Here is a 25,818-nt window from a genome sequence, read left to right as displayed (position 1 = left end):
CTTTGGGATACCCCAAAAGCAATGAAGCGAACGGAGCCATTGCCATCTTTATTTTGATTTAAGCAATTTTTTTAGTCACAGCATTTGCAGAAGTTAATTGCTTTTTAGAACCTTGTTTAAATGAAGCATAACCAAAGAATAAAGCTACTAACAGATAACCAATAGCAAAATCAGGAGCGGCGTTAAATGCTAATGCAGGTGCGTGCATGAAACCAATAAATGATAAGAATGCAGCAATGCAAGAGAAAATAATAGCTTGCTTAAAGTTCTTATCAATTATTGCAACAGTCATTGCTCCAAGTAAAATTGCGGTAAACATCGCACCTTGCCCGAGTGGAACAATTCCCGTAGAAATTCCTGCTACGACTTCTCCTGCAGCATTATTAAAACGGGTCATGACATAGTTTGCAAGGTAAGGTAACATTGCAATAGCAACAGCCGGATAATACTTTTTGTCATTTGACAGAAACGCTGTACCAACCATAGACATCCCAACGAATACTAGAATTGGAGCAACAGCTGCAAGGGGAATGATAGCTGAGAAAGCTGCAATTACTCCAGTCATAGCTGCAATACCAAATACAATGGCATTTAATATACTGTATCCACGACCTGCGCCCATCTGTTTTGAACCTACTGTTGCAATATATACAGTAGTCGGGAACAAACCTCCAAATAAGGATCCAATCATTGTACCAACACCGTCTACCGCTTGACATTTACGTACATCATATGAGTCACCAGCAGCAGCCATTGCATCAACATTGTTCATCGTTTCAATGGCATTATATAAGGTAATAGGAATCAGAACAGCTAATATTCCTATTAAGGCTCCGAATAAATATGTCATACCTTCAAAAGGAGCTAGTGTAGGTAATATAGGATAGAAACCAATATTAGCTAGTCCATCTGTAATTTGAGTTGGAGACTGATAACCGAGAGCAAATGCTAAAATGGTTCCAGTTAACACTGCAAACAACGACGCAGGGATTTTAAACGGCATTGCAATTTTCGCAACAATCCCAACAAGAATAATAGCTAATGAAACAAGTCCAACTACAGGAATTGAGAACGTATTAAAAAGCATTTCACCTGCAACAAAGGTTAAAGCAACACCAGCAATCGCTCCGAGCATAGCTGCCCGTGGCAGACGGTCACGAACCCAGTTTCCACTGAAACTGACAAGAACTTCAACAAGTCCACTTAATAGTGCGGCAGCAACCCCAATTTTCCATGCAAGCTCAGGATCGCCAGTTAATGCATTAGCTGGTGCTAGAACTCCAAATAAGAAAACAAACATAACAGGTGTACTAATACCATAAGATAGAGCCGTAACGTCGGTTCGACCTTCTTTTTCAGCTAGTCGTTTTGCCATATAAGCATAATACAAATTTCCAACCATAACAGCAACAGCAGCACCTGGGATAACTTTACCAAAAACAATACTAGCTGGAAATCCCATTCCTAGCATTGTGACTGCAATTACAACAAAGTTAGCTAGGTTGTTTTGAAATAAAGCAAAGAATGCATCTGTATCTTCTTTTTTATATAACGGATAATGAATAACTTTTGTACTCATGGTGTCAGCCCCTTAGTTGTTGTTTGTTACAAGTTCATCTATAAATGTAACGCGCCCAGCTTCTAATTCATGAATTCTTGCTAATGATTCTATACGATATCCTTCTTCTTCTAATCGTTTCCTTCCATCTTGGAAAGACTTTTCAATAACAATCCCAAGCCCAGCAACTTTTGCTCCAGCTTGGTTGACAATATCAATAAGTCCTAATGCAGCTTGACCGTTTGCAAGGAAATCATCAATAATTAAAACTGTGTCCTCTGCAGTAATGAAATCTTTTGATACAGTGATGTCATTTGTTTCTCTTTTTGTAAACGAGTAAACTTGGCTAACATACACATTCTCATTCATAGTAAGAGATTTTTTCTTACGTGCAAAAATAAGTGGTGTATTAAGGTTTGTCGCGGCCATAAAACTAGGCGCGATCCCTGATGACTCGATTGTAAGAACTTTTGTAACCCCATCATCTTTAAATAAACGGGCAAATTCCTCACCGACAGCTCCCATTAACTCAACATCTACTTGATGGTTCAAAAATGTATCGACTTTTAATACTTCAGATGAAAGAACATTTCCTCTTTCACGAATCGCTTGTTTTAATCGCTCCATCTAACTCAACTCCCTAAAAATTCAAATAAAAAACGGATACCAAGGCATCTGTTGATAAACGAGTGACCTTGATATCCGTCTTCTTTGCGTAGGAAAAACGACATATCTCTGCACTCGTAGTCAAGCCATTTACGGCAGCCTGGTAGAAACTTTTGGGCCATATCCCCAATATTATACGAGTTTTTTATTTGATTGTTTGTGTATACGGGTAAGTATAGATGAAATGAATAAAAAATGAAAGAGGTTTTTTATAAATTACGAATAAAAAGGTTATTTTTAGAAAATTCGTTCGTTAAATTTATTAATAAATTTGTAGGGGAAGAAATAAATGGTAAAAATACCTGCAAAGATTAAGGGAACTGAAGGAGGAGAATTTGAGTAATATGGAATAAAGAGGTTAAGATTGCCTTGTATAGGCTCGGCGTTCGGCATATTCAAGACATTTTTCACAGACATGTATTGATTCAGTCGAACTCTTTTTATATTTTCTCATGTATGCTATGGTTGTCTTACAGAAAAAGCACGATTTTCTATTGAAGAAGCGTAGAATATGATTAAACAAATATTCACCTCATTTGAATTAAGAAATAGAAAAGTTAGGAGGAAACGTTTGATTGTAAGTTATCCAATAAACCTCGTCTTACTAACTCGTCTTTTAGCAAAGAAATAAATTCTACATCTAATTGTAATTCTACAGATTGTTGATATGCTTCAAGAATAATCTTGTCTTCTAATTTCGTTAGCATTTCGATCTTCCTTTGCAATTTATTTTTTACATCTTATAAGTAATATTACCCTAATTGCAAAGTGTTAGATAGTTATATTGTAGGGATTTTTAACATACATTTTTTTCCTGAAACGAATTTTCGGCTTTCTTGTCGATAAAAATAGAACTATATACTTAATTTTGAGTTAATGGAAAGGTGCCTTTTTCTTGGTTGGTTAAAAGGCACCTCTTTTTATTATGAAATTAGTAAACGCAAGCACATCCAACGATAACAAGTAAAATGAATAGAACGACAATTAGCGTGAAGCCATCGTGATACCTGTAACTCATATTAGTCATCTCCTTTCCTTCTGTTCATAACATCATATGAAAAGACGAAAGAAGAAGTTTAGGCATGTGCCCAGAGAACTGGAGTTTAGTTGCATTTTTCTATGTTTGTTACGGGAAATTAAGGGTAAATTATGTGTACCTCCTATAATTGTCTTTGGTTTGACAACAGTATGAACCCATAATAAAATAGGTTAGAAATAAAATATTCAAGATTGTTACTGATTTGATCAGGCAAGACTTAAAAAGTTATAGGGGTGCTTTAGGTATCTCTATGTTTTTTAAGTCTTTTTTTATGATTGCTAATGAAAAGGAGAATGAAAAATGCTAAAGAAATTATTTGGTCTTGGAAAAAAAGAAGCAGAGCCAGTTCAACCGCAACAAGAGGTCGTTGTATCTCCAATTACAGGGAAACTAGTTAATATTGAAGAAGTGCCAGACCCTATGTTTGCTCAAAAAATGATGGGTGACGGTGTTGCTATTGAACCAACAGAAGGCAAGGCGGTTGCCCCAGTATCAGGTGAGATCGTGCAGGTATTTCCAACGAAACATGCGATTGGATTAAAGACAAAAGGTGGAATTGAACTTCTATTACATATTGGTTTGGAAACCGTTAATATGAAAGGAGAAGGATTTACTGCTTATGTGAAAGAAGGAGATAAGGTTAATGTTGGTGATACATTGGTAGAGTTTGACTTAGACTTAATTAATGAAAAAGCAACAAGTACCATTACTCCGATTGTCATTACAAATATGGAAGCAGTTGCGAGCTTAGAGAAAGAAGCAGCAGCAGAAACAGTGGCAGGAGAGACGCCTCTTTTAACGTTGAAACTGTAACCAGTGTGGGGAGTTCGTACAAATGAGGATTAACAGAGTGCTAAATAACAATGTTGTCGTGGTGAAAGAAGGAGAAGAAGAAATCATTGTCATGGGTGCAGGTATTGCTTTTGGCAAAAGTAAAAATGATATTATAAGTACTGATAAGATTGAGAAGGTTTTTGTCATGAAGGACAAGAATGAATATGAAAAGTTCACTCAAATTATTGACCAATTACCGGAAGTGCATATAGCAATTGCAGAAGAAATCATTACCTATGCGGAAAAAGCATTAAAAACCAAATTAAATGAACATGTCCACGTTGCGTTAACTGACCACCTATCATTCGCCATTGAACGGATAAAACAAGGGTTTCAATTAAAAAATAAGCTGTTAAATGAAATTCGTGTTCTATATTCAGCTGAATATGAGGTTGGTCTTTGGGCTCTTGAGCTGATTGAGCAAAGACTTAATATTCGCTTGCCTGAGGACGAAGCAGGCCATATTGCCCTGCATCTGCATACTGCTAAAATGAATGCTCTTACAATGGATGAGACCATGAACACAACCGTTATCTTGAATGAACTAATAGAAAAAATTGAACAAAAGCTTAACGTGAAGGTAGCTGAAGATTCAATTTCATATCAACGCTTATTAACCCATTTAAACTTTGCACTCAGACGAGTAGCTGAAGGACAGCCTTTTGACGATGTGGATCAAGATATGCACAAATTAGTCAAAGAAAAGCATAGATCAGCCTATCATATGGCAACAGAGATCGGGCGTTATTTAGCCGAAACACATCAGTACGATCTTCCTCCTTCCGAACTTGTCTATTTAACATTACACATTCAACGAATTGAACGTAATAAAGGTGATGAGGTGTCATAATGAAAGGAATTATCTGTTTAGGTGAAGCGTTAATTGATTTTATTCCTCTTGATCAAGAAAATACATCATATCAAAAAAGTCCAGGTGGGGCACCTGCGAATGTAGCTGTAGCTGTATCGAAACTTGGAGCCAAGTCAAGCTTTCTGGGGAAAGTTGGAAACGATGTACTAGGTCATTTTATGCAAGAGACGTTAGAGCATCATGGAGTTGATATTACTCATATGACTTTAACGGATGAAGCGCGAACGGGTGTTGTTTTCGTGACATTGGATAAGACAGGAGAACGTAATTTTAGCTTCTATATTGATCCAAGTGCCGACCGCTTTTTAAGGACGAATGACTTAAACGATTCGTTATTTACTAATAATAGAGTGTTGCACTTCGGTTCAATTTCAATGATTAGTGAACCAAGTAAAACAGCGACTATAGAAGCCGTAAAAAGGGCAAAAGAAAGCGGTCTAATTATCTCCTATGATCCTAATTTACGACTTAGCTTATGGCCTTCAGCTGAGCAAGCAAGAGAAACGATTCTATCAATGTTAGGTGAAGCCGATGTAGTTAAGATATCTGAAGAAGAGCTGGAGTTCTTAACAGAAGAAAAAGAGCTTGAAAAAGGAATTGCGAAGTTATCAACCTACCATATTCCTGCCCTAGTTGTCACATTTGGTGCAGGTGGAAGCTACCTTCATGTAAATGGAGAGACGATTCATGTTCCGGCTATGAAAGTAGAGACAGTGGATACGACTGGTGCAGGTGATGCGTTTGTTTCGGGAGTTCTTTATAATTTGAGTGAAGAACATACAAATATTAATCAGATTTCAACTGACCGTTGGAAGGAAATATTGACGTTTGCATCTGTTTCAGGGGCATTGGCTGCGTCAACACGTGGTGCTATGACCGCATTGCCTACAATGGATGAAGTAAATGAATATTTGAAGAAAATGTAATTAAAGAAAAGGCTGTTTTAATAAAGAGTGTTACTATGAAATAGTTTTTCCTTGTAGTGAAATGGAGCGGAAGTCACTCGACTCCTGCGGGATGCAGAGGTAGGGGCGAGACCCCACAGGCGCAGCCGAGGAGGCTCGGCACCTCCCCGCGGAAAGCGAGTGACTGGAGCGTAATGGAACGAACATGTGGAGGACACGTAAGCCATAATAAAAATAACAAAGTATGCGAAATCAGCCAAAGAAAAAGATAAAAATCTGTCTTAGACCAGGGCACGGAAAAGGTAAAAGCCAACCTTTTCCGTGCCCTGTTTTCTATTGTTCGCATTTGTATAAATACTAAGGCAACCCCCTTGTATAATTTTACCATTTAGTTATAATTAAAATAGTTTATAGAATTATGTGAATATTTCTACTAAAAAACTTGACAAAAGAATATGGTTGATTAAGGAGGGGTGCGAATGAAAGGATCATAACTACTTGAACATAAATGAAGAAATTGAGATTTAGACCATGTATGAGGAAAGCAAGGTGATGTACATGACTGAAACACAAGTAGAGAGATTCATTAATCAAATGGCTAATAAATATACCGTTCAGTTCAATGTATATCGAGATGAGACCATTGGCGACATACCTTTGAATTTCTATGCAGAGTTTCAGAGACGGGATGAAAAATATTTAATGTCTAAATCAGTAAAAGTATGGAGTGTTGAAACACAGCAGTATGCGTTTGTAAAGCAAGAAGACAACCTCTCAAAGGAAAAACTCCATCAGTTTGCTAAAGTTTTAGATTCTCATATCCCGTCGTTTGTCCCTGAAAAACAAGAGCATATGTCTACTTACTTTATTGGTGTGATCGTAACAAATGAATCCATTGAAAAACAATTGCAAAATTATGTACAAAGAGCTAGAAAGCTCCAATTTTTAAAGTTTGGTTGGCATGGATGGGCTGACCGGTATCTTGCGATTGTTAGCTTAAAAGATAAACGTGTGTATGTAAATAGAAAGGGAAAAGAGTTTGTTAAAGCGTTTGAAGAAGCTCTAATGAAGGGGGATGTTACATTATGAACTTTATAACATTGATGATGATCTGTGGAGTGATCCTTTTATTAGCTTACCGGATTTACGGAAGGTTTCTTGAAAAAGAATTAAAAGTGGATCCAAACAGAACGACGCCAGCTGTTGAGGTCAATGATGGGGTTGAATACGTTCCTGCTAAAAAACCGGTCTTATTAGGACATCACTTTGCTACAATTGCGGGTGGAGGACCGATTACAGGGCCGATTGCTGCAGTTGTATTTGGCTGGTTGCCAGCGGTTATTTGGATTATAGTAGGAAGTATTTTTGTAGGAGGAGTGCACGATTACACCTCTTTACAAGCATCAATTCGCCATAAAGCTCAATCTATTGGAAGCGTTATCAAGGAGTATATGGGTGGGCGAGGTCAGATCTTATTCTTATCTTTTTCCATTGCTACACTTATTTTAATTGTTGGTGTATTCATGATTTTGGTTGCGAATACATTTGTTGCAGTTCCTGAAGCTGCTACAGCATCGATCTTATTTTTAGGCGTTGCTATTATATTTGGATTTTTAGTCAACCAATTACGAATGAACCTAGTTGTGGCAAGTATATTAGGTGTTGCTGCAATGCTTATATCTATTTGGGTTGGAATTCAATTCCCGATACATTTAAGTGCACCAACTTGGTCTTTAATACTTCTTGGGTATGCATATGTTGCGTCTGTCTTGCCAGTTTGGCTTTTGCTTCAACCGCGAGACTATTTGAATGCGTTTCTGTTATATGGGCTAATTATAGGCGCGGTAATTGGGATACTAATTGCTTCACCGACGATGCAGCTGCCTGCTTACACAGGTTTTAGACATGAAACTATGGGCTTTTTATTCCCAATTCTTTTTATTACCATTGCATGTGGAGCAATTTCCGGCTTTCACTCACTTGTTTCATCGGGTACGACAGCAAAGCAATTAGATAATGAAAAGAATGGAAAGTTTATCGCCTATGGAGCGATGTTACTCGAGGCATTTATGGCGATTATTACGATCGGTTCCGTAGCGTATTTAACACAAGCAGACTTTGCTGCAAGATTAGATGCACTTGGTGGTCCAATTGGAACATTTGCAGCTGGGATTGGCTATTTTATGTCATACTGGGGCATTTCAGAAGCAACAGCTGTGACTTTTGCCGCTTTAACGGCTTCTGCCTTCTTATTAACTACACTGGATTCTGCAACTCGTTTGATGAGATATGCAGTCCAAGAGATCACTGAAAATCGTGCACCGAAAATGTTCCAAAACTCCCATGTTGCAACAACTACCGGATTAATAGGTGCGGCAGCACTAGCATTAACTGGTACGTGGGAACAAATTTGGCCATTATTTGGTTCCGCGAATCAAATGCTCGGTGCTCTTGCCTTGCTAGCTGTAGTTGTGTGGTTGAAGAAAACAGGTGCCAGAACATTTTACGTTGTTATCCCGATGGTATTTATGTTTATCGTTACGATTTCAGCTCTTGGCGTATTGATGTATAACAATTTTATGGCAAGTAATTATTTCTTGTTCTTCTCAGCCTTTGTCTTATTTATCTTATGTGTCTTTCTTGCAATTGAAGGCTGGAGGTCGATGTCGGATGATAAATCTGACCGGACAGTGAAAATGTAAATGCAACAACATGACTATATTATTGTACTGAAAGAAAAAACGAACGGTTGCCATTTTTTGGCAGCCGTTCGTTTCATTTAAAAGCTAAATCGTGGAAAAACATATGGACTTTCAGGTTGGTCAATGACTTCAATTTCACGTAATTGAATTAAAGGAATACGAAATTCATTGTAGTTTGTTTGGTCTAAAATACCTGTTACACGTACCCATGTGTCATTTTCAAACTGACTTGCTTCATTTGCTTCAACCATTGTTCCATACACAGAAGCATCTGCCACACAACATGTCATTCCAAAACGAGCAACAACAAGCTGATTATCTTCAAACTCGGGCTCGCGATAAACAAAACCGATAATTTCAATGGGTTTCCCGATAAATTGTTCAAGCTGAAGGTCTAACATCGTCATCATATCTAGATAATTCTCTTCCGTTACAACGATTTGACCTTGCTCGAGAACTTCTTCAGTTAGCTCCTCATAATACTGATTAAATCCTTCTTGTGTAAAATACTCATCAGGAGTTATATGGTCTTCTTCTGAAATTTCAGCCCCTGCTTCAAGTTGATCAAAATATGCATCTGGATCATCCAAATATGCTTGAGCTCGAGAAACAGACTCCTCTTTATTTTGCTCAGCAGCTGCTTGGTCAGCCAAAATCCCAGAACCATATTGAATACCACGATTGGCAGCAACAGAACTATCCAGTAATTTATCTGGTAGAACAAAGCCGAAAATGATCGGAGCTACAAATATAGAATAAATAAGTAACTTTGTGACTGGTGAACCTGATACATTGTGATCAGTCCCGCAATCGCATAATTCCTCTTCTTCTTGCCCTTTACTTGTACTTCGAATGATTTGGATGACTCCTAGTAATAAGAAGACTCCTGTTGCAAAATAAATAAATGGCATCATCGTAGGGGCAATATAATAGATGATATTGCCTGTAATGATAAAGGCAAGCATAAGTAAAGCAAAGCCAATTAGGATAATTCCACGAATATAGGCATGAAAGCCTAAGTCTGATTTCTTTTCCATATAATTACTCCTTTCTTTAGATAATGGCTAGTAATTGTAGAGCAACAACTGATATGAAAACAATTGCCGTAACAACCCCAATAAAAATCAATACAAATTTTGCTTTAAAGAAAGCAAATAACATAATCGTATTCTTTAAGTCAATCATTGGACCATAGACTAAGAAGGCAATAAGCGAGCCTGTTGTAAATGTATTTCCGAATGATGCCGCAACGAATGCATCAGCTTCAGAACATAGTGATAGAAGGAATGCAAAAGCCATCATTACAGCAGTCGAACTAAACTCATTGCTCCCGATAGTTAATAAAATGCTGCGATCAAGGAATGTTTGGAATAGTGCAGCAATAAAAGCACCTAAAATGAGAAATTTACCCATTAAGAAAAATTCATCCGCAGCATGGTAAAGGGTTTGTTTAAAACGATTCATTTTTCTTGGTGCAGTTGCCCCTGTTTCTAATACAACTTGACGCCCAACAAGTTCTTCTTTTGTCCATTTTAATTGATCACGATTTTTAAAGACAACGTATAATATCCCTCCGATAATAATTGAAAGAACAAAAGCTAGTCCCATCCGTGCATATAGAACGGTCAAATCTGTTCGAAAGGCGAAGAAGGTAGATGCTGCAACAACTGGATTTAAGATCGGAGCGGCTACTAAGAAGACGACACCAACGTGCAAGGGCATTCCTTTTTTTATCAGCCGGCGAACAATTGGGACAATCGCACATTCACAAATTGGAAAAATAGCACCTAAAACGGCAGCAGGCAAAAGAGCAGCATAAGCATTTTTCGGTAAGTAACGATGAATGATGTCTTCTTTTACGTAAATTTGAATGAGTGCTGAGACAAACACACCTAGCAAAATAAAAGGAACGGCTTCAATCACTATTCCAAGGAAAATCGTGTTTACATTTAGCCACGAATCGGGAACAGTAAAACCAGCACGTTCATCTTTAAAAGACTCAATATTAAAGAAAAGAATTAAGAATAACAAAAGTAAAACAAATCCTAAAAAGTCTTTTCCAAAAGAGAGAAAAAATTGTTTAAATTTATTCATTCAAATTCTCCTTTTTGTACTCTATGAAAGTTCTTTTGCTATTTTAACACAGATTGAGTGAATGAAGTGTGAAATATCGTTTTGTAAAAATGATGAAATCTTTGGAAGAATTTCAAAAAATCCTTCAAAAAATAAGGTAGCTTATAAGGATTTTTCCTGTTACACTACGATAGTTATATTAGATTGAAAGTAGGTGTCATAAATGCTACAAGCGTTAATTATTTTTGTTGCACAATTAATTTATGTTCCAGTCCTAACACTCCGAACGATCACGATGGTGAAAGGGATGAAAGGAAAAGCATCTGCTTTAGGAACTCTTGAAGGAGTTATTTATGTAGGCGCAATTGCCATTGTCTTTAGTGATTTATCTAACTATTTAAATATGGCTGCTTATGCTATTGGTTTTGGTGTAGGTTTATATATTGGTCAAATTATTGAACAGAAACTAGCAATAGGGTATGTATCGATTGAAGTGAATTTAATGAATAAAAATGAGCCTTTAACTGACCGACTTCGTGAAGTAGGATTTAGTGTGTCAACGGGAGAAGTGGAAGGAATGAATGATGCTAAACGGTATCGTTTAGATTGTACAGCAAGAAGAGATCGCGAACAAGAATTTATTCAAATTGTAAGTTCCTATGAACCGAGTGCGTTTATTGTTTCCTATGAACCTCGTAACTTTAAAGGTGGTTATATCACAAAAGCCATGAAAAAGAGAAAAGAGAAATTTATAAAAAGTAAACAAAAAGGGAGTGCCACTCTTTAATATGATTGAACGACTACATATTACATGTAGTCGTTTTTTTTTTTTTGTTTACAAATAAGAATCCTTCTTATTTGTAAGGGTGAGAATTGTATGGTATTTTAAAATAAGACTATTTTCGTAAAGATTGTTACTGTGAAGGAACGTTTTGTCTCGTAGTGAAATGGAGCGGAAGTCACTCGACACCTCCTTGCGGGTGCGAGTGGCGGGAGCTCAGGTGGAACGAACATGTGGAGAATAGGTACCCCATAAAAACAACAAAGTATGCGAAAAAAGCCTAAATAAAGGAGTGACATATGATGAGCCGAATTCCAGTCTATTTATTAACCGGTTTTTTAGGAAGTGGGAAAACAACAGTATTAAAGAAAATGGTAAGATCGATAAAAGACAAAGGAAAGCAACCTGCATTAATAATGAATGAACTCGGTTCTGAGAATGTCGAAAAGGAACTGTTTGAAGATGAAGCTATGATCGAGCTCCTAAATGGTTGTATTTGTTGTACAATTCAAGATGATTTGAGGAATGAATTGATTCAATTTTTGAAGCAAAACCACGACATAGATGTTTTATTAATAGAAGGAACTGGAATTGCCAATCCAGCAGAAATTGTTGAGTCTCTTACCCATCCAGAATTAATCGATCAAGTAAGCATTCAAACGATCATTGGAATGGTAGATGCTAGTCGCTATCTTGAATATCAAAGCTTATTCCAAAGCTCAAAGGAAATTAGAACGATGCTAAAGCAGCAGATAACTTCGAGTACGCTTCTAGTTGTAAACAAAACTGATCTCATTGATGAGAAAAAACTAAAAAAAGTTATTACAAAAATAGAAGATGTAAAGATGAAAGATGCTCCAATAGTAAAAGCAAAATATGGGGATGTGTCTGAGAAAGCTTTATTTGAAAAACGTTTTTTAACTGAGACCGTCCCTGTAAATAATCATTCGAGTCACCACCATCACCATCATCATACTCACCCATTTCAAGCGATTAAACTTGAAGGGATTGAAGTGATCGATAAGAAAAGCTTTGAAGAATGGTTGAAAGAACAAGGATCAATCTTACGTGCAAAAGGTTATATTGTTTTTAAAGGTGATCGACAATTGTACTCATTTCAATATGCGACAAATCAACTCGAGCTACACTCAATTGAGTCAGGTAAAAAAACATGTATCATTCTAATCGGGACAAGTCTAGATCAAGAGAAGATCCGTCGGTCTTTAACTAAATTTGCAAAGCAAATCGGTTGATTCTAGTAATTCTTTGCTTCAAAATTGAAGACGACAATTAAGCCACTGAAAAAGAGGAGTGTTCTTTGTGAGAGTATTAGTTATTGGTGCAAACGGTCAGGTAGCGCGTCACACATTAACAAAACTGAATGAGGCTGGGCATACTCCTGTTGCAATGATCCGTAATGCTGAGCAAGAAACAGCTGTAAAAGAAAAAGGGGCAAAAGAAACAGTATTCGCCGATTTAGAAGCTAATTTTGATCACGCATTTAATGGGATTGAAGCAGTAATTTTTGCCGCTGGTTCAGGAGGACATACAGGGGCAGATAAAACGATCTTAATCGATCTTTGGGGTGCAGTGAAAGCCATTGATACAGCCGAGCGACTTGGAGTGAAACGTTTTGTCATGTTAAGCTCTATGGGAACGGTTGATCCTGATAAAAGTGAGCGAATTCGTCATTATCTTGTAGCAAAAAAGTTAGCTGATGATCACTTAAAACGTTCAAGTTTGGACTATACGATTGTACGACCAGGCAGTTTAACAAATGAGCCTGCGAAAAAGCTTCTCAAACTAGAAGAAGAAATTCAAGTGCGGGACAACACGATAACAAGAGAAGATGTAGCGATCGTTCTTGCTGAGGTTATTAACCAAAAAACATCATATGGTAAGACGTTTGAAATTCTAAATGGTGCTACACCAATACAGCAAGCACTAGGAAAGTTATAGGTTTGTCTCAAAATCCGGTAAAAGATGTAGCGGCTCCGCACATTGCTTTGGGGGTTATTGCAAAAGGTTAAATCATCCTTTGCGATAACCCCTTTTTCATACATTTTTTTAGGTGTAATATAATTTAATATAACAGTAACAAGTGATTAGAATCAAAGGGTAGGGGGGATGAAATGAATGCGATTTTTGGTTTAGCTCAAGAGATGTTTGTTTTATTAGTAATTGGGCTAATAGGCTTTATCATGAGGAAGGTGAACATTTTACCAAAAGAATCGAATTTAGTCTTAACACAAGTCGTACTATATATTACTCTTCCTTGTCTTATCATTTTCTCTATGGACATTCAAATGTCTATAGAGTTGGTACTAGATATTTCATGGTTGATCGGACTGTCTGTCTTTGCCTTACTTTGTACAACGGGGACAGGTTATTGGCTAAGAAAAAAAGCAACGCTACCTGATAGTCGAAAGGGAGTGTATGAGGCTGCGATTATCTTTGGTAACCAAGGCTTTATTGGATATGCGATAGCTTTTTTGTTATTTGGAGAAATTGGAGTATTGTATACTGCCTTTTTTATGATTTTTTTCTTTTTTTATGTATGGACGTATGTTGTGTATGTCGTTGCAAGGGCAGGGCAGAAGGTCTCGTGGAGGCAGATCTTGCTTAATCCAGGTGTTATTGCTACAACAGTTGGATTTCTTGTCATGATTCTGCCTTTTCGCCTTCCGCCTATACTTGGGGGAGTGCTTGAAGATATAGGGACTATGACACTGCCTTTATCTATGATATTAATTGGTAGTTTACTATCAAGTATAAATGGAAATCAGTTTAAACAATTAATAAAAAACCGATATATTTGGTATGCTACAGGAGCTAAATTACTGATACTTCCGCTTTTTTTAATTCCTTTCTTATGGATGCCTGTTTCTACAACGGTGATGGGAGTCGCTATCCTTGTGACAGCAACTCCAACTGCCCCGACAGTTCCGATGTTTGCAAAGAAGTATGGTGGAGATGTAGAGTTTGCTACTTTTACAGTGGCAACGACAACTATTCTATGTGTACTAACCATTCCGCTTTTTTACGCTTTGATTTTGCTTGTTAGATAAAAAAGGCAATTATTTTTGAGGGGGCTTTTCAAAGATACAGAAGCAATGTCACATGAACTATAAGAAAAGGCCGCATGCGCGGCCTTTTCTTATAGTTCAATAATCATACTGTTATCTAGGAAGAAATAAACAAAAATTGCTGCGACGAAACAGTACAATGCAAAGTATATAAGTTTGCTTTTCTTTAAGAATTCAATTAACCAAACAATTCCTAGCCAAGAAAAAATGAAAGTAGCAATAAAGGAAACAATTAATGCTGGAATTCCAACTTCTGCAACCATTGCCCCGTCAGCAAAATCTCCAATCGCTAAGACACTAGAGCCAAGAATGACAGGAATGGAAAGTAAGAAAGAATAACGAACAGCTGTATCACGATTTAGACCGGCAAATAATGCTGTAACAAGTGTTGCACCTGATCGTGAAATTCCTGGGAATACGGCTAACGTTTGTCCGAGTCCAACAAAAATGGAGTCTTTAAATGTCATTTGCTCCTCTGTACGGTCCCCGTACCGAACAAAACGTTCAATAATAATAAGAAATAGTCCTGTTACAGCTAAAGCAATAGCAATAAATGGTGGTGTTTTCATGGAAGCTCCAATGAAATCTTCAAGAAGTAGTCCAAGTACTCCTGTTATAAGTGTTGCAACAATGATGTAGATTCCAAAAAAGAATTGTGTACGGTTGTCTTTTGAACGATTAGCAAGATATCCAATGAATCCAAAAATGACAACCAAAATGTCTTTTCTAAAATAAATCATAACGGCAAGGATAGAAGCGAAGTGCAGATATATCTCAAATCCAAATCCTGGAAATTGGTAGCCTAATACTAGTTGAGTAATGACGATGTGTGCAGTACTAGAAATTGGTAAAAACTCTGTGATTCCTTGAACAATTCCAAATATTAATGCTTCAATAATTGACATGAATTTAATCCGTCCTTTCTAATATGTGACCCACTAACCTTATCATTCTACCAAACTTATTATCTTCAGGAAAGATTCATTTTACATGTCGGTCGTTTATTTTTAGTTGCTTTACTTGCGTTTATAAGAAACAAATCCCTATAATACGAAGTAGATAGTAAAGATGGTTATAGGGGAGACGAATAAATGAAACGTAGAGCCACAATTTTTATCCTAGGCGTTGTATGTGTCCTGATAATTGGAATCATTTTTTTGCAAGAACGTCAGGAAATTGGGAACGAGCCAGGTATGATTGCCGAGAACTTTTCATTGCCAATGTATACAGAGGATTCAGGTGAATTATGGGACTATCGAGATGATGTCATTATTTTAAATATGTGGGCATCATGGTGTGAACCGTGTCGAGATGAAATGCCTGATTTAATGGACTTACAAGCTGACTATGAAGATAAAGGGTTAAGTGTCGTAACGGTTAATATGCAAAAAACGGAACGGACTTTACATGATGCTCCTGATTTTATAGAAGAGATAGGTATTACATTACCAGTGTTCTTTGATGTAGACGGTGATGTTGCAGATCGTTATAAGATCTTCGGAATGCCAATGACATATATAATAGATAGAGAAGGTGTGATTGAACACGTAATTCGTGGTGAAGTTGACTATGAAGGGCTGGAATCATTAATTCTCCCTTTGTTGTAGATCAAAATGTGTCTATATCTTACCGTTTTTTGGAAACAATAAGAAAGGTTATTTATTATTTTAACCTAATAAGCTCCTAGTAAGGCGTGAGTGCATGTATAAAGAAATAGAAGCTAAGGTTCTTGGCATTAGTTTTGAAGATCATTCCATTCAAAAGTTAGTAACCGATAATGGAAGCAACAAAGCGATATTATATAAGCAATTTACACCACGAGCTGAGATCGGGAACCTTATTCTCATTAATACAACTGCCACTGAATTAAAGTTAGGAACAGGTGGGTGGGATATTGTAAGGTCCCACATTCATAGTGATTACTGGCAATCAAATGAGTGCAGGGGACATATTATGAAAGCACGCTATACGCCTATCCAGCACAGTGTGTTAGCTGTTGAGGCGCAAGAAAGTGACTATCATCAACATTTTAAGGGAAGTTTTTCTCTTACCGGGACTCCTGTTTGGCTTGCTGAATTACATAGTATGGTTCCATTATTTTATTATGTACTACAAGAGTTTAACCCTGGACTCAAATGTTGTGTGATTTTTGATGATCAAGCCTCGTTACCTTTAACGATGAGTGATCAGTTGCGGAAGCTTGAAGAGCAAATGCATTTTTATTCAATAAGTGTCGGTCAAGCATTTGGTGCTCAGTATGAAGCGATCACTGTTGCATCAGCATTGCAATTTGCTACGCAAGTACTTAAAGCAGAGATTATTTTAATTTCTGTAGGGCCAGGTGTCGTCGGTACAGGAACACGATATGGCTTTACAGGAATGGCACAATCACATTGGTCTCATACAGTCAGCGCACTTAACGGGAAGCCTATTTGGATTCCTAGAATGTCATTTGCGGATAAACGGAAGCGTCATAATGGCATCAGCCATCATACATTAACACCATTGTGTGAATTTACGTTTAAGCCTGCAATTTTACCTATTCCTTATTTGCAGAATCATGAACGTCAAAATGTGATCGATCAATTAAAGTCTTATCAATCTCAAACAAGTCATCACATTTGTTTTGCTGATGACGATTGTGTTTCTACAGTAGTTGAACAGGTAGTCAAAAAGTCGATGCTTCCAATTCAAACAATGGGACGAAAATACGAAGATGACCCTGTTTTTTTCTGTGCCGTAGCAGAAGCGCTCAGAGTGGGTTTACAGTTAGCAGAATGAATTACATCAACCCACTGTTCTAACGTATCAAAGGACTTTTGCATTTGTTTTAACTTTGCTTGAATTTCCCATGCCTTTCCAGCCATAATAACACCTTTTTTATGAACGTACACTTTCATTATAGGACTCGTCCCTTCAAGTAGATTATGGTACACATTTATGATGGGATTGGAAGAAAAAGAACTGAAAGTTACACGAATACATATTTTGGAGGAGAAAATGGACCATTTATATGAAAAGACAGTAGCAACTAAGCAAATTTTTAAAGGGAAAGTTATTGATTTAGAAGTAAAGGAGGTAGAGCTTCCTAACGGAAAAATGAGTTCTCGTGAAATAGTTAAGCACCCAGGAGCTGTAGCAGTCGTGCCTATGACAAAAGAAGGGAACATTGTCCTAGTAAGACAGTACCGAAAAGCTCTAGGTAAAACAATTGTAGAAATACCAGCAGGGAAGCTTGAAAAGGGAGAAAATCCTCTTGAATCAGCTGCGAGAGAACTAGAAGAGGAAACAGGCTATAAAACAAAAAAACTAGAATTTCTTTTATCCTTTTATACGTCACCGGGTTTTGCTGATGAATTAATCTATCTATATTTTACAGATGAACTTGAAAAAGGAACAGTAAATATGGATGAGGATGAGTTTTTAGATCTGATAGAAGTTAGTCTTGAAGAGGCAGAAAAAATGGTAAAGGATCAAACCATTCATGATGCGAAAACAGCGTATGCAATTTTATATATGCGGATGAAAGCAGGTTTTAAGTCATGATAGATTTAAGAGAGTATGTAGCTGATTTACACATTCACATTGGCAGAACCCGTTTGGGGGCAGCAGTTAAAATAACTGCTGCTCCTTCTTTGACTATAAGCTCCATCATTCAATATGCAGTTTTAACAAAAGGGGTTGATTTGATCGGGGTAATCGATTGTCATGTAAAGGAAGTCATACTTGAATTAGAAGAGAAAATAGAAAATGGTGAAGCATTTCCATTAGAAGGTGGTGGGATTCAATTTCCTGGAGTGACATTACTGCTAGGAACGGAACTAGAGTTACTAGATGAAAACTGCAAAGGACCTGTTCATGTGCTTGCCTACATGCCTACAATCGAAAAAATGAAAGAGTTTAGTGAGTGGTTAGCAAAAAGGATGACCAATCCCAATCTAAGCTCCCAAAGAATTTATGAAAATGCAAAAGCAGTTCAATTAAAAGTACGAGAACTAGGAGGTTTGTTTATACCGGCACATGTGTTCACTCCTTTTAAGAGCTTATACGGAAAAGGAGTCACATCAAGCTTAACAGAAGTGCTTGATCCAAAGTTAATTGATGCCATTGAGCTTGGTTTAAGTAGTGATACCAATATGGCTGATCAAATCGAAGAATTACATGCATACCCATATTTAACGAACTCTGATGCCCATTCGTTAGAGAAAATTGCAAGAGAGTATCAAATGGTAAAAATGAAACAACCGTCGTTTCAAGAGTTCAGACTTGCCTTGCAAAAGAAACAAGGTCGAAAAATTAGTAGCAACTTCGGTTTAAATCCCCTTCTAGGCAAGTATTATCGAACAATTTGTGCAAAATGTTCAAAACAAATAGAGGGAAAAGAGTGTTCTAATTGTCAAAGTTCAAAAATAGTTAAAGGGGTCTTTGAGCGATTACTAGAGTTGAGGTCCTCTGATGGTAAAGAAACGAACCGTCCACCGTATATCCATCAAGTACCATTACAATTTATACCGAAATTAGGAAAACAAACATTAAAGAAACTTAGAGACCGTTTTGGGACAGATATGAACATAATCCATTCAGTTCCCATAGAAGATTTGCTGCAGGTTGTATCAAAGCCTGTTGCAGAAGCGATTATTGGTGCCAGAGAAGGGACTCTTTCTATTAATGCTGGTGGTGGAGGTGTTTATGGGAAGGTTGCACCGAGGAAATAGTAAGTCTTATTTATAAACTATTGATTCTAACGTTGCTACACGCTGTAAAAAACTATAGAAACATCATTGTCATAGATTCAACCCTTATCTCATAGAGTGAAGTAAGAGCAAAAGAGGAGGTCTTGGCATGATGAAGTACGGTTTACGTGAAATGATAGCTACCCATTTAGAAGAGAACCGAACGATCTATGTATTTACAATCGTGTTATTTTTAATAGGGATCGTTTTTGGAGCAATCGTTGTTAATAGCTTGAGCTTAACGCAAAAGCATGATCTATATACGTATTTGAACCAATTTTTTGGACATGTTCAACAAGGTGAATTAGCGCAGTCATCGGCTTTATTTAGTCAGAGCTTTGCTCATTATGCAAAATATTTTGGGCTAATGTGGATTCTAGGTTTGTCGATTATTGGCCTGCCAGTTATTCTCGTTTTGCTTTTCTTAAAAGGAGTCGTGGTTGGTTTTACAGTAGGGTTTCTAGTCAATCAAATGGGGATGTCCGGATTTTTTTTAGCGTTTGTATCAATCATGCCACAAAACTTCATCCTAGTACCTGCGTTCATTATTGTAGGAACTGCAAGTATTTCATTTTGCTTGAAGATGGTTCGCCAACAATTTATGAAAAGAACAAATATGCCTATTTTTCCGCAATTTCTTAAATACTCCCTACTTATTTTATGTGTAGGATCTGCACTTGCATTTGCATCTGCATTTGAGGCATACGTATCACCTGTTTTAATGAAGTGGGTAATTGAATCTATGGTATAATTATTATTAATTGATAATAATTATAATTTTTTAAGTAATAATCATTATCGATTGACACTGTTTTTTTGAATGATTATAATAAAAGGAGGGAAACTGCTCGAGGGGAGGCATAACGAATGGAGAAAAGACTCGAACGTATTAAAAAGCATCTGCACTCACAAAGTTACAAGCTTACGCCACAGCGGGAAGCAACGGTTCGCGTTCTTCTTGAACATGAAGAGGATCATTTAAGTGCAGAGGACGTTTACCTCCTCGTAAAAGAAAAATCACCAGAAATCGGACTAGCTACAGTATACCGAACGTTAGAGTTACTGGCTGAATTAAAAATCGTCGATAAAATAAATTTTGGAGATGGTGTATCTCGTTTTGATTTACGGCAAGAAGGTGCAGCTCATTTTCACCACCATCTTGTTTGTATTGAATGTGGAGCTGTTGATGAGATACAAGAAGATTTATTAGGTGATGTCGAAGAGGTCGTTGAACGTGATTGGAATTTCAAAATAAAAGATCATCGTCTAACGTTTCATGGAATTTGTCATCGTTGCCATGATAAAGAAAAAAAAGAAGAGAACTAACATAAAAAGCACGCACTAGATGTTGAGTCTTGTGGGTGCTTTTGTCTGTGTTTAACATAGAAGGTAAACTTAATTTTTATTGTAATGCGTATGGATTAATAGGTATATTCCATATGGTTTTTGGCATAGCTTGTAAAAAGGGGAATCGTACAAGAAGTCATAAGCGGAGGTATGTCCCATGAAATCTTGGTTTCGTTTAGTTATACAAACAATAAAAGTGTTTCTCTTATTTATGGGATGCACACTTCTCTTTTATTATGGTATTCTATGGGTGAGTCAAGAATATGAGAGTTATCATCGCTATGATGAGCCTCAAGGGAAAGCTGTTAAGGTTTTTCAGATGGAACGAGATGGAGGGGATCCTGTTTCGTGGATTGATCGACTTATGCTGTTCTATCGAGAAGGTGAGTAAGCGGATGACTCATAACTAAGGTGATTAGATGGAACAAGAAAGAAATGAGTTTCTTCATTACATACAATTGGAACGCAGACTTGCAAAAAATACGGTTCAATCGTATGAACGTGATCTGAAACAGTACGAGCTATATGTAAAAAGTGCCGCAAAGAAAAAAAGTGTTCATGATATTGATCAACCGACGATTGTTGAATATTTGCATTTTTTGAAAGAGCAAGGACGTGCCGATACAACGATTGCTAGAACCATTGCATCAATAAGGGCGTTCCATCAATTTTTGCTTCGAGAAAACTTAGCGAGTTCGGATCCTTCTGTTCATCTGGATATTCCAAAACGTACGAAACGATTGCCGCAAATTTTATCTTTGCAAGAAGTCGAAGCTCTACTTAATGCTCCCTCTGGTAATGATGTGTTCTCAATTAGAAATCGAGCGATGTTGGAAACATTATATGCTACGGGGATGCGTGTGTCAGAGTTAATAAATGTAACGGTTACGAATACGCATCTAACGATGGGGTTTGTTAGATGTATTGGCAAGGCAGAAAAGGAGCGAATTATTCCATTGGGACGGCAAGCGACGAAAGCTTTACAAAAGTACCTTGAAAGTAGTCGGCGAATCCTTATGAAAAACAAACAACATGACGTATTATTTGTTAATCATTTAGGAAGCCCGCTATCTAGACAGGGTTTTTGGAAAATTTTAAAGCAGCTTGCTGGCATTGCTTCTATCGAGAAACCTTTAACCCCGCATACATTGAGACATTCATTTGCAAGCCACTTAGTCGCCAATGGTGCAGATCTTAGAGCGGTTCAAGAGATGCTAGGACATGTAGACATTGCCACGACACAAATGTATACACAGGTAACGAAAGCAAAAATGAAAGACGTCTATGCTCAGTATCATCCACGAGCATAGAATTTTTATGCCATATGAGGTCAGACTTCCGACAACTAAACTTTGTTCAAGTTGACTCAAAAATCGGGCATAGTATGTAATAAAAGGAGGAATTTAGCAGTGAGTAACTATCGTTATGATCGAGTATTTTTAATTGTAATGGACTCCGTTGGAATTGGTGAAGCTCCAGATGCAGCCGAATTTGGTGATGCAGGGTCTAATACACTTGGGTCTATTGCTGAAAAGATGGATGGATTAACGATGCCCAACATGGCGGCACTCGGTCTAAGTCATATTCGAGAAATAAAAGGGATTGAAAAAGTAGCCAGTCCTCTTGGGCACTATGGGATTATGCAGGAGGCATCAAGCGGGAAAGATACGATGACGGGACATTGGGAACTAATGGGCTTACATATTAAAGAGCCTTTTCGTGTTTTCCCAGATGGATTCCCTAAACAATTAGTTGAGGAATTGGAACGTCAATGGGGTAGAAAGATGATTGGGAATAAAGTGGCTTCAGGTACAGAGATTTTAGATGAACTTGGAGACGAGCATGTGAAAACAGGTAATTTAATCGTCTACACTTCAGCCGATTCTGTTTTGCAAATAGCGGCTCACGAGGATGTCGTTCCGATTGAGGAGTTATATGACATTTGCGAAAAAGCACGTAAGCTTACTCTCGATCCGAAATATATGATTGGTCGTGTAATTGCAAGACCTTTTGTAGGGAAGACGGGCGAGTGGAAACGAACATCTAACCGTCATGATTATGCGTTAAAGCCTTTTGACCGCACTGTTATGAATGAGCTTGCAGATAACGGGATTGATTCCATTGCACTTGGGAAAATTTCTGACATTTATGATGGAGAAGGTGTAACAAAAGCGATTCGAACGGTATCCAATGATGACGGCATGGAGAAATTACTTGAGACAATTCGTAAGCCTTTTACTGGGTTATGCTTTTTAAATTTAGTAGATTTTGATGCAGTATATGGACATCGCCGTGATCCAATTGGTTATGGAAAAGCATTAGAGCAATTTGATCGCCAACTTAAGCAGGTAATGGAAGAGCTTAAAGAGAATGATTTACTAATCATTACTGCTGACCATGGCAACGATCCGACACATCATGGGACAGATCATACGAGGGAGTTTGTACCATTAATCGTTTACAACAAGAAGCAAACAAGTTCGAAAGACCTTGGAGTGCGTACGACATTTGCTGATGTAGGGGCAACGATTGCTGATAACTTCGGTGTTCCGCTTCCGAAACATGGGGTAAGCTTTTTACACGAACTTTAATTTAGGAGGAAAAAAAGTGACTAAAATTACAGAGACAGCTTCATATTTAAGAGAAAAAATGACCGTAACACCATCTATTGGCTTAATTTTAGGTTCGGGATTAGGCGTATTAGCAGATGAAATTCAAAATCCAGTAAAAGTACCATATAGTGAAATTCCCAATTTCCCAGTTTCAACGGTAGCTGGTCATGCAGGTCAACTCGTATTTGGAATGCTAGAGGGAAAGCAAGTAGTAGCGATGCAAGGACGTTTTCATTTTTATGAAGGATATAGCATGGACGTTGTTACTTTTCCAGTTCGAGTCATGAAAGCACTAGGTGTCGAACAAATTATTGTAACGAACGCAGCAGGTGGTGTGAATGAATCATATGAGCCAGGTAACTTAATGATCATTAAAGATCATATTAACAACATGGGACAAAATCCATTAATTGGCCCAAATGATGAAGCCTTTGGAGTGCGTTTTCCGGATATGTCTAGTGCCTATTCAGGACGTCTTCGAGAGCTTGCGCGAGATCATGCAGAAAAACTTACGATTAACGTACAGGAAGGCGTGTATGTAGGAAATACGGGACCTTCTTATGAAACACCAGCTGAAATTCGTATGCTTCGTACGTTAGGTGCTGACGCTGTTGGGATGTCAACAGTTCCTGAAGTGATTGTTGCTCGCCATGCAGGACTAGAGGTACTTGGTATCTCATGTATTTCCAACATGGCAGCAGGAATATTACCTCAGCCTCTAACACATGATGAAGTCATTGAAACGACAGAAAAAGTAAAATCAGACTTCTTAGCGTTAGTTAAATCCATCGTGAAAGAAATGTAAGAAGGAATAGTGAAATTGTAATGGATAAATAGAGGCGGTTTGAGTAAGTAATCGTATCATCGGTCAAACTGTAACTTTTTTTAGTAGAAGAAAAAAGGATGTGACGCAGATGCGAATGGTAGACCTTATTGAGAAGAAACGAGACGGTCATGAGTTAACGAAAGAGGAGATTTACTTTGCTATTGAAGGCTATACAAATGGGGATATTCCAGACTATCAAATGTCTGCTCTTGCGATGGCAATCTTCTTTCAAGACATGACAACAAACGAACGGGCGGAATTAACCATGGCGATGGTGAAGTCTGGTGATCAAATTGACTTATCTGCTATAGAAGGGGTGAAAGTAGATAAGCATTCCACAGGGGGAGTCGGCGATAAAACGACTATCGCTTTGGCCCCACTTGTTGCGGCTGTTGGTGTTCCTGTCGCTAAAATGTCAGGACGTGGCTTAGGGCATACTGGTGGGACAATTGATAAGCTTGAAGCCATCCCAGGATTTAGTGTCGAGATAACAACTCAACAATTCACTGAATTAGTTAATAAAAATAAGCTCGCTGTTGTCGGCCAAACAGGTAATTTAACACCAGCTGATAAAAAGTTATATTCTCTAAGGGATGTAACAGCAACGGTAAACTCGATCCCTCTTATAGCTAGTTCAATTATGAGTAAAAAAATTGCTTCAGGAGCTGATGCAATTGTACTTGATGTGAAAACAGGTTCCGGCGCATTTATGAAACAATTGGATCAATCAAAACAACTAGCACAGGCAATGGTCGAAATCGGAAATAGGCTCGGTCGTGAAACGATGGCAATTATCTCTGATATGAATCAGCCTCTTGGGTATACGGTCGGAAATGCACTAGAAGTAAAAGAAGCTATTGAGATGCTTCGTGGTGGTGGACCAGATGATTTACGCGAGTTATGTTTAACGCTTGGAAGCCAAATGGTTTTTCTAGCAAAAAAAGCAGCGTCTATTGAAGAAGCACGTCAACAACTTGAGAATGCTATTGCAGATGGAACGGCACTTGAAGCATTAAAAGTATTTATCGAAGCACAAAATGGAGCGCCTTCTGTAGTAGATCATCCTGAGACCCTTCCCGAAGCTAGCTACAAAGTAGAAGTGCTAGCAAAACAAGCTGGAACTGTTTCAGCCATTGTAGCGGATAAAATCGGTACTGCTGCGATGTTACTCGGAGCAGGTCGTGCAACAAAAGATTCAGAAATTGATTTAGCGGTAGGTATTGTTTTACATAAAAAAATCGGTGATTCAGTTCGAGCTGGGGAAGCGATTGCGACATTACATGCGAATCAAGAGAATGTAAGTAATGTCATTGAAATGGTGCATGCTGCGTATTCTTTTACGGACGGACCAATCGATAAACCAACGCTTATCTATGATGAGATTCATTGATGAATTTTAGAAGAGCAGGCTCTATGCAAGTAGTTCCGTTTTCGTAGAGAAACACTGCACAAAGCATGCGAATTTGCATAGTAATTCGCATACTTATCTTGTTGATATATCAACGTTTTATAAAAATTTAACCCAAATAACATAGAGAAATATGGCTATTGTCATCGTGTAAAAGAGGGTGATATTTTACTCGTTATTTGATATGTGATTTAGTCTGTTTCGAGTAAAAATTAAGGATTTACATGTTTATGTGATAAATCAAATCATAGTGGAACTAACGATGAAGGATTGTTCAATAGTTCAAAGAAATATGAGGTTTGGAGAGAGCCAATAAGCGGAAATTTTTCTGTTAGACTGTAGACTAGAGACGGTTCGGGGTATATAAGCGGAGGTTT

The 25,818-nt window shown here is 37.7% G+C and carries 28 protein-coding genes and 1 riboswitch; of the genes, 20 read left to right on the top strand and 8 right to left on the bottom strand.

Annotation, left to right across the window (positions count from 1 at the left end; genetic code table 11):
* Positions 1-58: 58 nt before the first annotated feature.
* The 4 genes from MF646_RS08235 to MF646_RS08220 form a co-directional block, all read right to left on the bottom strand.
* Positions 59-1,579 (bottom strand): SulP family inorganic anion transporter, encoded by a 1,521-nt coding sequence (locus MF646_RS08235; RefSeq protein WP_250096016.1) that lies wholly within the window; start codon positions 1,577-1,579, stop codon positions 59-61.
* Between the two features lie 12 nt (positions 1,580-1,591).
* Positions 1,592-2,185: a xanthine phosphoribosyltransferase gene (locus MF646_RS08230; protein WP_250096015.1), complete on the bottom strand. Its 594-nt coding sequence runs from the start codon at positions 2,183-2,185 to the stop codon at positions 1,592-1,594.
* A 97-nt stretch (positions 2,186-2,282) separates the two neighbouring features.
* A riboswitch (purine riboswitch) is annotated at positions 2,283-2,384 on the bottom strand.
* A gap of 397 nt (positions 2,385-2,781) precedes the next feature.
* Positions 2,782-2,931 carry a sporulation histidine kinase inhibitor Sda gene (sda, locus tag MF646_RS08225; protein ID WP_250096014.1) on the bottom strand — a complete coding sequence of 50 codons (150 nt, stop codon included), beginning with the start codon at positions 2,929-2,931 and terminating at the stop codon, positions 2,782-2,784.
* Between the two features lie 224 nt (positions 2,932-3,155).
* Positions 3,156-3,242, bottom strand: coding sequence for a YjcZ family sporulation protein (locus tag MF646_RS08220; RefSeq protein WP_250096181.1), 87 nt, complete (start codon positions 3,240-3,242; stop codon positions 3,156-3,158).
* Positions 3,243-3,563: 321 nt separating this feature from the next.
* Between MF646_RS08220 and MF646_RS08215 the strand changes: the two genes are divergently transcribed.
* From MF646_RS08215 to MF646_RS08195, 5 genes are all read left to right on the top strand, one after another.
* Entirely contained in the window at positions 3,564-4,076 is a 513-nt protein-coding gene (locus tag MF646_RS08215) for a PTS sugar transporter subunit IIA (RefSeq protein ID WP_250096013.1), read from the top strand.
* 22 nt (positions 4,077-4,098) lie between these two features.
* Complete coding sequence (gene licT / locus MF646_RS08210) at positions 4,099-4,947, top strand: BglG family transcription antiterminator LicT (RefSeq protein ID WP_250096012.1); 849 nt, start codon at positions 4,099-4,101, stop codon at positions 4,945-4,947.
* Complete coding sequence (locus MF646_RS08205) at positions 4,947-5,894, top strand: aminoimidazole riboside kinase (RefSeq protein WP_250096011.1); 948 nt, start codon at positions 4,947-4,949, stop codon at positions 5,892-5,894. The genes licT and MF646_RS08205 overlap by 1 nt, the downstream gene beginning before the upstream one ends.
* A gap of 537 nt (positions 5,895-6,431) precedes the next feature.
* Positions 6,432-6,962, top strand: a complete 531-nt coding sequence (locus MF646_RS08200) for a DUF8052 family protein (protein WP_250096010.1) — start codon at positions 6,432-6,434, stop codon at positions 6,960-6,962.
* On the top strand, positions 6,959-8,575 hold the full coding sequence (locus MF646_RS08195) for a carbon starvation CstA family protein (RefSeq protein ID WP_250096009.1): 1,617 nt from the start codon (positions 6,959-6,961) through the stop codon (positions 8,573-8,575). Before MF646_RS08200 ends, MF646_RS08195 begins: the two co-directional genes overlap by 4 nt.
* A 77-nt stretch (positions 8,576-8,652) precedes the next feature.
* On the opposite strand, the gene MF646_RS08190 is transcribed toward MF646_RS08195, so the two are convergent.
* Together MF646_RS08190 and MF646_RS08185 are read right to left on the bottom strand one after the other, a co-directional pair.
* Positions 8,653-9,612: a TIGR03943 family putative permease subunit gene (locus tag MF646_RS08190; protein WP_250096008.1), complete on the bottom strand. Its 960-nt coding sequence runs from the start codon at positions 9,610-9,612 to the stop codon at positions 8,653-8,655.
* A gap of 16 nt (positions 9,613-9,628) precedes the next feature.
* Positions 9,629-10,669: a permease gene (locus tag MF646_RS08185; protein WP_250096007.1), complete on the bottom strand. Its 1,041-nt coding sequence runs from the start codon at positions 10,667-10,669 to the stop codon at positions 9,629-9,631.
* Between the two features lie 202 nt (positions 10,670-10,871).
* On the opposite strand from MF646_RS08185, the gene MF646_RS08180 reads away from it, so the two are divergent.
* The 4 genes from MF646_RS08180 (at position 10,872) to MF646_RS08165 (ending at position 14,497) form a co-directional block, all read left to right on the top strand.
* Complete coding sequence (locus MF646_RS08180; RefSeq protein WP_250096006.1) at positions 10,872-11,435, top strand: DUF2179 domain-containing protein; 564 nt, start codon at positions 10,872-10,874, stop codon at positions 11,433-11,435.
* A gap of 296 nt (positions 11,436-11,731) precedes the next feature.
* The gene (locus MF646_RS08175) at positions 11,732-12,682 is read left to right on the top strand and encodes a CobW family GTP-binding protein (protein WP_250096005.1); all 951 of its coding nucleotides are present in this window, start codon (positions 11,732-11,734) and stop codon (positions 12,680-12,682) included.
* A gap of 67 nt (positions 12,683-12,749) precedes the next feature.
* Positions 12,750-13,388: an SDR family oxidoreductase gene (locus tag MF646_RS08170; protein WP_250096004.1), complete on the top strand. Its 639-nt coding sequence runs from the start codon at positions 12,750-12,752 to the stop codon at positions 13,386-13,388.
* Between the two features lie 173 nt (positions 13,389-13,561).
* On the top strand, positions 13,562-14,497 hold the full coding sequence (locus MF646_RS08165) for an AEC family transporter (protein WP_250096003.1): 936 nt from the start codon (positions 13,562-13,564) through the stop codon (positions 14,495-14,497).
* Between the two features lie 89 nt (positions 14,498-14,586).
* On the opposite strand, the gene uppP is transcribed toward MF646_RS08165, so the two are convergent.
* Positions 14,587-15,420: an undecaprenyl-diphosphatase UppP gene (gene uppP / locus MF646_RS08160; protein ID WP_250096002.1), complete on the bottom strand. Its 834-nt coding sequence runs from the start codon at positions 15,418-15,420 to the stop codon at positions 14,587-14,589.
* Between the two features lie 186 nt (positions 15,421-15,606).
* Here uppP and MF646_RS08155 point away from each other — a divergent pair, with 186 nt between their 5' ends.
* Positions 15,607-16,122, top strand: coding sequence for a TlpA disulfide reductase family protein (locus MF646_RS08155; protein ID WP_250096001.1), 516 nt, complete (start codon positions 15,607-15,609; stop codon positions 16,120-16,122).
* A 94-nt stretch (positions 16,123-16,216) separates the two neighbouring features.
* Positions 16,217-17,296, top strand: a complete 1,080-nt coding sequence (locus MF646_RS08150) for a DUF3866 family protein (RefSeq protein WP_250096000.1) — start codon at positions 16,217-16,219, stop codon at positions 17,294-17,296.
* Here MF646_RS08150 and mciZ read toward each other — a convergent pair.
* On the bottom strand, positions 17,206-17,415 hold the full coding sequence (mciZ, locus tag MF646_RS23235) for a Z-ring formation inhibitor MciZ (protein WP_275980248.1): 210 nt from the start codon (positions 17,413-17,415) through the stop codon (positions 17,206-17,208). The two genes, MF646_RS08150 and mciZ, sit on opposite strands and share 91 nt — an antisense overlap.
* Positions 17,416-17,515: 100 nt before the next feature.
* Between mciZ and MF646_RS08140 the strand changes: the two genes are divergently transcribed.
* The 9 genes from MF646_RS08140 to MF646_RS08100 all read left to right on the top strand — a co-directional run bounded on the left by MF646_RS08140 (position 17,516) and on the right by MF646_RS08100 (position 25,423).
* Entirely contained in the window at positions 17,516-18,061 is a 546-nt protein-coding gene (locus MF646_RS08140) for an NUDIX hydrolase (protein WP_250095999.1), read from the top strand.
* Complete coding sequence (locus tag MF646_RS08135; RefSeq protein ID WP_250095998.1) at positions 18,058-19,230, top strand: endonuclease Q family protein; 1,173 nt, start codon at positions 18,058-18,060, stop codon at positions 19,228-19,230. Before MF646_RS08140 ends, MF646_RS08135 begins: the two co-directional genes overlap by 4 nt.
* 130 nt (positions 19,231-19,360) lie before the next feature.
* Positions 19,361-19,999, top strand: coding sequence for a stage II sporulation protein M (spoIIM, locus tag MF646_RS08130; RefSeq protein ID WP_250096180.1), 639 nt, complete (start codon positions 19,361-19,363; stop codon positions 19,997-19,999).
* A gap of 116 nt (positions 20,000-20,115) precedes the next feature.
* Positions 20,116-20,574: a ferric iron uptake transcriptional regulator gene (gene fur, locus MF646_RS08125; RefSeq protein ID WP_250095997.1), complete on the top strand. Its 459-nt coding sequence runs from the start codon at positions 20,116-20,118 to the stop codon at positions 20,572-20,574.
* A gap of 178 nt (positions 20,575-20,752) precedes the next feature.
* The gene (locus tag MF646_RS08120) at positions 20,753-20,986 is read left to right on the top strand and encodes a YqzK family protein (protein ID WP_250095996.1); all 234 of its coding nucleotides are present in this window, start codon (positions 20,753-20,755) and stop codon (positions 20,984-20,986) included.
* 28 nt (positions 20,987-21,014) lie between these two features.
* Positions 21,015-21,905: a site-specific tyrosine recombinase XerD gene (gene xerD / locus MF646_RS08115; RefSeq protein ID WP_250095995.1), complete on the top strand. Its 891-nt coding sequence runs from the start codon at positions 21,015-21,017 to the stop codon at positions 21,903-21,905.
* Positions 21,906-22,004: 99 nt separating this feature from the next.
* The gene (deoB, locus tag MF646_RS08110) at positions 22,005-23,186 is read left to right on the top strand and encodes a phosphopentomutase (RefSeq protein ID WP_250095994.1); all 1,182 of its coding nucleotides are present in this window, start codon (positions 22,005-22,007) and stop codon (positions 23,184-23,186) included.
* Between the two features lie 16 nt (positions 23,187-23,202).
* Entirely contained in the window at positions 23,203-24,012 is an 810-nt protein-coding gene (locus MF646_RS08105; RefSeq protein ID WP_338035482.1) for a purine-nucleoside phosphorylase, read from the top strand.
* Positions 24,013-24,121: 109 nt separating this feature from the next.
* Positions 24,122-25,423, top strand: a complete 1,302-nt coding sequence (locus tag MF646_RS08100) for a pyrimidine-nucleoside phosphorylase (RefSeq protein ID WP_250095993.1) — start codon at positions 24,122-24,124, stop codon at positions 25,421-25,423.
* Positions 25,424-25,818 lie beyond the last annotated feature (395 nt).

This window comes from Halalkalibacter alkaliphilus (genome assembly GCF_023555415.1).
GTDB lineage: Bacteria > Bacillota > Bacilli > Bacillales > Bacillaceae_D > Halalkalibacter > Halalkalibacter alkaliphilus.
The sequence above is the reverse complement of the archived record's forward strand: the minus strand, read 5'-3'. Positions and strand labels throughout refer to the sequence as shown.

What these genes read in the sequence shown, in the direction of transcription:
- mciZ (WP_275980248.1), bottom strand. Translation starts at nt 17,415, where the DNA reads ATGAAAGTGTACGTTCATAAAAAAGGTGTTATTATGGCTGGAAAGGCA.
- MF646_RS08205 (WP_250096011.1), top strand. Translation starts at nt 4,947, where the DNA reads ATGAAAGGAATTATCTGTTTAGGTGAAGCGTTAATTGATTTTATTCCT.
- MF646_RS08200 (WP_250096010.1), top strand. Translation starts at nt 6,432, where the DNA reads ATGACTGAAACACAAGTAGAGAGATTCATTAATCAAATGGCTAATAAA.
- xerD (WP_250095995.1), top strand. Translation starts at nt 21,015, where the DNA reads ATGGAACAAGAAAGAAATGAGTTTCTTCATTACATACAATTGGAACGC.
- MF646_RS08100 (WP_250095993.1), top strand. Translation starts at nt 24,122, where the DNA reads ATGCGAATGGTAGACCTTATTGAGAAGAAACGAGACGGTCATGAGTTA.
- sda (WP_250096014.1), bottom strand. Translation starts at nt 2,931, where the DNA reads ATGCTAACGAAATTAGAAGACAAGATTATTCTTGAAGCATATCAACAA.
- spoIIM (WP_250096180.1), top strand. Translation starts at nt 19,361, where the DNA reads ATGAAGTACGGTTTACGTGAAATGATAGCTACCCATTTAGAAGAGAAC.
- MF646_RS08235 (WP_250096016.1), bottom strand. Translation starts at nt 1,579, where the DNA reads ATGAGTACAAAAGTTATTCATTATCCGTTATATAAAAAAGAAGATACA.
- MF646_RS08140 (WP_250095999.1), top strand. Translation starts at nt 17,516, where the DNA reads ATGGACCATTTATATGAAAAGACAGTAGCAACTAAGCAAATTTTTAAA.
- MF646_RS08180 (WP_250096006.1), top strand. Translation starts at nt 10,872, where the DNA reads ATGCTACAAGCGTTAATTATTTTTGTTGCACAATTAATTTATGTTCCA.
- MF646_RS08150 (WP_250096000.1), top strand. Translation starts at nt 16,217, where the DNA reads ATGTATAAAGAAATAGAAGCTAAGGTTCTTGGCATTAGTTTTGAAGAT.
- uppP (WP_250096002.1), bottom strand. Translation starts at nt 15,420, where the DNA reads ATGTCAATTATTGAAGCATTAATATTTGGAATTGTTCAAGGAATCACA.
- MF646_RS08195 (WP_250096009.1), top strand. Translation starts at nt 6,959, where the DNA reads ATGAACTTTATAACATTGATGATGATCTGTGGAGTGATCCTTTTATTA.
- MF646_RS08135 (WP_250095998.1), top strand. Translation starts at nt 18,058, where the DNA reads ATGATAGATTTAAGAGAGTATGTAGCTGATTTACACATTCACATTGGC.
- MF646_RS08165 (WP_250096003.1), top strand. Translation starts at nt 13,562, where the DNA reads ATGAATGCGATTTTTGGTTTAGCTCAAGAGATGTTTGTTTTATTAGTA.
- MF646_RS08190 (WP_250096008.1), bottom strand. Translation starts at nt 9,612, where the DNA reads ATGGAAAAGAAATCAGACTTAGGCTTTCATGCCTATATTCGTGGAATT.
- MF646_RS08220 (WP_250096181.1), bottom strand. Translation starts at nt 3,242, where the DNA reads ATGAGTTACAGGTATCACGATGGCTTCACGCTAATTGTCGTTCTATTC.
- licT (WP_250096012.1), top strand. Translation starts at nt 4,099, where the DNA reads ATGAGGATTAACAGAGTGCTAAATAACAATGTTGTCGTGGTGAAAGAA.
- MF646_RS08120 (WP_250095996.1), top strand. Translation starts at nt 20,753, where the DNA reads ATGAAATCTTGGTTTCGTTTAGTTATACAAACAATAAAAGTGTTTCTC.
- fur (WP_250095997.1), top strand. Translation starts at nt 20,116, where the DNA reads ATGGAGAAAAGACTCGAACGTATTAAAAAGCATCTGCACTCACAAAGT.
- MF646_RS08215 (WP_250096013.1), top strand. Translation starts at nt 3,564, where the DNA reads ATGCTAAAGAAATTATTTGGTCTTGGAAAAAAAGAAGCAGAGCCAGTT.
- MF646_RS08230 (WP_250096015.1), bottom strand. Translation starts at nt 2,185, where the DNA reads ATGGAGCGATTAAAACAAGCGATTCGTGAAAGAGGAAATGTTCTTTCA.
- MF646_RS08155 (WP_250096001.1), top strand. Translation starts at nt 15,607, where the DNA reads ATGAAACGTAGAGCCACAATTTTTATCCTAGGCGTTGTATGTGTCCTG.
- MF646_RS08175 (WP_250096005.1), top strand. Translation starts at nt 11,732, where the DNA reads ATGAGCCGAATTCCAGTCTATTTATTAACCGGTTTTTTAGGAAGTGGG.
- MF646_RS08185 (WP_250096007.1), bottom strand. Translation starts at nt 10,669, where the DNA reads ATGAATAAATTTAAACAATTTTTTCTCTCTTTTGGAAAAGACTTTTTA.